The 5,665-nt window shown below is 44.1% G+C and carries 3 protein-coding genes and 1 pseudogene; all 4 read right to left on the reverse strand.

The window, feature by feature from the left end:
* Positions 1–243: DUF6443 domain-containing protein (locus CCY01nite_RS26820; RefSeq protein WP_443092688.1), on the reverse strand; the 243-nt coding region annotated here is incomplete at its 3' end.
* Positions 143–3,502 carry a hypothetical protein gene (locus tag CCY01nite_RS26960; RefSeq protein WP_146867588.1) on the reverse strand — a complete coding sequence of 1,120 codons (3,360 nt, stop codon included), beginning with the start codon at positions 3,500–3,502 and terminating at the stop codon, positions 143–145. The genes CCY01nite_RS26960 and CCY01nite_RS26820, both read right to left, overlap by 101 nt.
* 13 nt (positions 3,503–3,515) lie before the next feature.
* The gene (locus CCY01nite_RS26465; protein WP_146867589.1) at positions 3,516–4,538 is read right to left on the reverse strand and encodes a hypothetical protein; all 1,023 of its coding nucleotides are present in this window, start codon (positions 4,536–4,538) and stop codon (positions 3,516–3,518) included.
* 51 nt (positions 4,539–4,589) lie between these two features.
* A pseudogene (locus CCY01nite_RS26470) lies at positions 4,590–5,665 on the reverse strand (hypothetical protein); the annotation flags it as partial.

Consider the following 5,665-nt stretch of genomic DNA (forward strand, 5'->3'; position numbering starts at 1 on the left):
GGTGCGGCTGTAGTATACGGTATCGCCCAGTACACCCGGGTTCAGCGTGCGGTTATTGTAAAATGCTGCCTGTCCTGCAAAGGGAGAAGTCTTGAATTTCCCATCGTTCATGTTGCCGCTCTGCGGTATGTAGGGTAGATATTTAAACTGCTCCCGGCCGAAGGCGTCGTAGATCACTGGCGCCACCAGGTCGCGACCCGCAGGGCTGATGCCCTTGGAAACGGTTTGCAATGGACGTCCCAGGCCGTCGAAGTACTGGGTGGTCTGCCGTACATCCGTGGTGGCGGAGATCACCGACGCAGGGTCTGTCATTCGTAAGAACACGGCTGTACAGGGACCAACCATTTCGCAAATCAATCATGCTCGCAACGCCCCCGCTGATATTGCCAGCCGATGTGCTTTTCGCCCAATAAGTCAAAACATACTGTTTCGCTGAATTCAATCCACTTTTTGATACTGCCCCCCCCGATAGGCTATAGCATTTTCTTCCAGTGGGAGACGTCATGTCTGTTGAGCTAGCCCCATTATAAACCCAATTCCCCTTTCCATCAGATTCAAAGCTTGTATACGCAATATCCCCAGCCGTTGCATTCTTAATCTCCGCTACGGGGAACTGTCCATTGTACCCCCATAGGTAGCTGACTGGCACGCCACCCTCCGTTGTATATTGAAGGGGATTACCTTTGGTATCGTAGCTATTGAAAGTAAGTTGTATTTTATATTTACTGTCAGGACTGAATACTGATGTAGCGCCAGTTGGAGGCAATATACCGCTTAACCGGTTGCTGAATTTAAATGACGTCAATGGAACAGGATCCGGAGTTTCCAACATTAATATTTGGTCAACCAGTCCTTTGCCTTCTGCACGATACTTCGTGATATTGCCGGATAAAATGGTCCTTGTTGTGCCAACTTCCTTATAAACCACCTGCTCAACTGGATAAGCAACCATATTATTGGCCTTCATGTAATCAATAAATGCTGTCCCTGCAGGATAATCGTCGGGATAAGTAGTACATGTTATTTCCTTACTTCCGTCACTTTTTACTACTTCAATCCTTGAAGGCTGAAGGTGGTCAGGATTATCATAATAGATCTTCTTGCTGTTAACAATTGAATTTGAGCCGTCGGTAGAATATGTTTCCTCCACGGTGCACATATTGTAAACATACCGGCAGGGGATGTCATATCTTGTTATCAAAAGCCCTGCAATAGGATTATGATTCAAATTGCCGTTATAGTCGAGGAAAGTAATATTGAATGTTGGCTTGATATCGACAGCAGGAATATCAAGCGCCGCCGGCTCGATATGGCTGATGGTATTGTTAATCTGCTTTACAATATTGCCACTGGAATTATAATAAGATACAGACTTCTCGAATCCTCTAAAGTGGTTTCTGGAGATCAAATGCGAAAGCCTGTAGTCAGAGAACCCGTTACTAAAATCGGTCATAATATCAGGATACTCGTCATATGTTGTAAATTCATGTACGATGGATGAACTATCCTCCAATTTTTCCACAACCCGGGAGTAGCCTACGGCAGCACCCTCGGGCATATCGTTTATCGGATCTGAACTTGAGTACAATCCGATCATATTCTGCCAAAGATTTTCTGCTCTGACATGGAAAGTAGGGAACATGGAAAGGACCCCACTGGATTCATTAATATAACTCAACTTGTATTCGAAATCCCTTGTGGTAATTTTAGTTCCGTCAAAATTCCGGATTCTCTTTATCCTCAATCCCCCCGCCATTTTCGAAACAATTGGAATCTCTCTCCTTACTTCTACTGTGCCGTACGCCCGGTGAACATCCGAACTGGTTGGTGCAAGTAACTCATCGGTATTAAAAATTGTTCTTAGATTGTAGGTTCCGGCGCTGTAGACATACGAGTTGGATTCAAAATCACCGGTAGGCATCCATGCACAATTTGGGCCAGTTCGCTGAACTCCTCTCGACACTTTTACCAATGTGGGGCCTGTGAGTGTGAATGTAAGCGTTGCAGGATCGACCTGGAAATACCCATCCTCAAATTCGAACCCGATTGGCTCATCCCAATGATATTCAAATGCAGGGGGAGAGGAAAAGGATTCCCCCATTGAACTATAATCATGTGGATCATAGTCGAACTCGGTATATCCGCCTGTTGGATATGTTATTTTACTGAGGATTTCGGCTTTCATCTCTGTCGCCCGCGGATTTCTGTCAGCGCTTCCATAATAGGTAGTTGAAGAAACCTGGGTAAGAGGAATACGGTTTGAAGTATTGGGCGCTCCATTGTAATACCCCCAGTAGTCAACACTATTTGTTGCATAAGGATCCTGGTTGGCTGCGGTATTAACAGGCAGCTTAACGGGGTTATAAGAAAACACATACAGTTGATCCGTTACCGTATCTGCACCTCTCAATCTCAAGGATTGTAGTTTCAAACGTTCCGTATTGTTTTCAATATATTGAAAGTCCCAGCGCTTTAACACATTTCCGCCTGTATCACTTAATACAACGGCATCAAGCTTTTTTTCTTCGATGATACTTCCCGAAGCCCCGGCAGTATAATAGGGATCATTTCGTTTAGATTTCGGGAAAGACAATTTTCCTCCATTGAAGATAATTTCATCCAGGTAAATGACAAAATCCTTATTGATTGAGGCGCTATTAATATTGTGGCTGATCTCATGAATCCCCCCCCAATAAGCGATCACAAACTTCTGATAGGGGTAGCGCTTATAGCGGTGATTGTTAGTAGGGGTCACATACTTGAGAACGATGCTATCACCTGACAGATTCTTTATTTTGGACAAATACCAGGAAGATGTATAATAGGTTTCCTGATTATCAGGTCTTATATATGCGGATTTCTCCAGTTGATCAAATGTATACATTACTCCATCTTCAGTAGTTATGACAAATGATTGAAAGCCATATGTATATAAGTAGTTGACCTGTACTTTTAAGGGAGCCTTTTTTGTCAACTTTACATTCTGGTTCCAGTCAAAAACAAACTCACCACTTCGGCCACAAAAATTAAATAGGTATTTGTCGGAATTGATGTCCATATACCGGTTAACATAGGCTTCCAGAAACGGATCAGTTGGAATGTAGTTATTAAGCAACGGTTTAATTTCGTTTATTGAGGCGTAGAAACCTCCTGTCAAGTCATCCGGAATATCCCGGGCAACTCGGGTGATAACACCTCCTGCGTTCAAACTGAACCCCAGGCCAACCCACCCTGGGATATCGGCTGGCTTGTTCCCCCCAGAATGGTAACTGAGGGACACATCAAGAGACAAGCTACCGCTTTTTATATTCAACAATCCTTGTTCGATATTTACTAAACCATTATACAAGCTGACGGGAAACTCCCCGTACTTACCAAGCGAGGTGGCAGTAGGAGATGGATAAATAATCTTGTTTCGGGTAATTTTTTCAATATCAGGTTGTGCAAATGTCCGAAGGACCGCTACAATACACAGACAGGAAACGGAAAGAAATTTCTTCATAACTCGGTCATTTTTAATGTTTTGATTTCTCTAGCAGCTCGATGCGCTCCCCTTGCGCTTTAACTGTCTTGTTTAACTCAATGATATACAACATCTGCTCTTCGATTTTCTGCAACAGCTTCCTGTTCATTTCCCCTAGATCCAATCCGCTGTCTTCCACCTCTTTGGCAGATGGGATATCCGGTAGATGCTTATTTTTTCTGATGTACTGCTCTACTTTGTGCAACGGTAACAGCTTATACTCCGGTTCAAATACAAAATCCGCCCATCCCGCCTGTGTAACCTTCACCTTCCTGGAAAAGATATCGCCATTCACAGCAAGTTTTGCCTGCGGAGAGGTTGTGCCAATACCAACATTCCCCGCGCTATTGACTACCATTTTTAAAGAACCGGCGACAAAGAACTTCATTCCTCCATATGCTGCTGTCCATAGGGTGGGCCCATTCGTGTTCCAGGAATCATGCGTCCATTGCATCCCGTAATGCGGCTGGTTCTTACCATCGTAGGGAAACTGGTAGCTAAACGCTGTTCCGATGTATTGCCCAATACCCACCATGATATTGCCGTTAACATGCAATTTCTCGGAAGGAGCAGTCAAGCCAATGCCTACGTTACCGCTTCTGGCGGTGTTGAATGCTGAGGCGATGAGAATATCGCCGGTTGGTTTGAAGATTAAGGGCGTAACATAACCTCCACCCTGTCGCAAGCCGTAGAACTCCAGGGAAGACAGGGCACCACCACCTGAAAAATATCCGTCTTTCCGATGAGAAATTACCCAATTCAAAACGTTACCAGTAGGTATTGAAGCCGGATTCTTTATGTTAAAACTAATATCTGAATAGGCAGAATAGTCACCATCACTAAACAGATAAATGCCGTCCCTGGTTGAACCAAGATCCAGTGTCAGCCTTTTAGGTGGAGTTGTTGTTCCCAATCCTACATTACCCGTTGACGGAAAATGATTCTGAGCTTTTGCTGCTAGAGTGGCTACGATTATCATCAGTACGATTGAAAGAAAGGTTGATATTTTGTTCATGAGATAAAGGGTTATTTATAGATATTATGCCATCAGGCAGTCTTTTAATGATTATTGTGCTTTCGTTTTAAGAGCCGACAATTCCGATTCAAGCCGCTGGATATGCTCCTGCTGTTTCTTCAACTTTCGATTCTGTTCAATTACGTAGAGGGTCAACTCTTCGATTTTCTGCAGTAGCTTTTTATCCATTTCCCCCAGATCCAGCCCTTCTTTAGCAATTTCCCTGGCCGTTGGAATTTCAGGTAGATGCCCATTATTGTCTATAAAAGCTTCTACTTCCTCCAAAGGCGAGAGGCGGTACTCCGGATGAAATACGAAATCGGCCCAGCCGGAAGGATTAACTTTCACCTTTCGGGCACCGATAGAACCTTCTACTGCCAGTTTGTGAATACCAGTGGAAGTTGTACCTATTCCTACATTACCGCCAGAAGTCAATGTTAGTACTTCCGTAAAGGAACTGAGGTCGTAAGGCGGAATCCCGTTATTGTAGCTCCTCTGCAAGAAGTGCAGCCCACTGTTACCTGCGTCCCCTTTTATTACCAAACCTCCTCCTGCGTTATAAGTGGGAGTGAACAGATTCTTGCTGGTTGGTATATCAGAAGTGGTTAGAAATGCATTAAATGCGATGTAAGGAGCATTTAAATAAGACATATTACCGATGGACACATAGCTGCCCGCCCGATATGCAATATTTGCCCCCCAACCAATATTTACCGAGCCATTTTGAACATCCAGTTTATATCCCGGGCTGGCCGTTCCAATCCCCACTCTTCCGGTATTCAACACATTTATAGCTCCAACACCGGGCGTTACGCCTCCTATTTTCAACAGCGCACCTCCCTGCTGTATATAGAAACGACTATTGGTTCCCGACTGAAGTGAAATAGCCGCTGAATCGTCAGAAGGTCCATAAACACTTAGTTTCACAACGGGAGTGGTAGTTCCAATCCCTACATTTCCGGTACTTTCGATCCGGTTTTGGGCGGACGCGATAAAAGGACAAAAAAAAGCTACAATGAAAGCTAATAGGGAAATTAAAATTCTATACATAATCGGTATGGGTTTATCGAATACTAAGTTATTGCGACAATATTCTATTACCGGACCGCATGCTATTTGCATAGTGC

Origin of the sequence: Chitinophaga cymbidii, from assembly GCF_007992715.1 — a bacterium.
GTDB lineage: Bacteria > Bacteroidota > Bacteroidia > Chitinophagales > Chitinophagaceae > Chitinophaga > Chitinophaga cymbidii.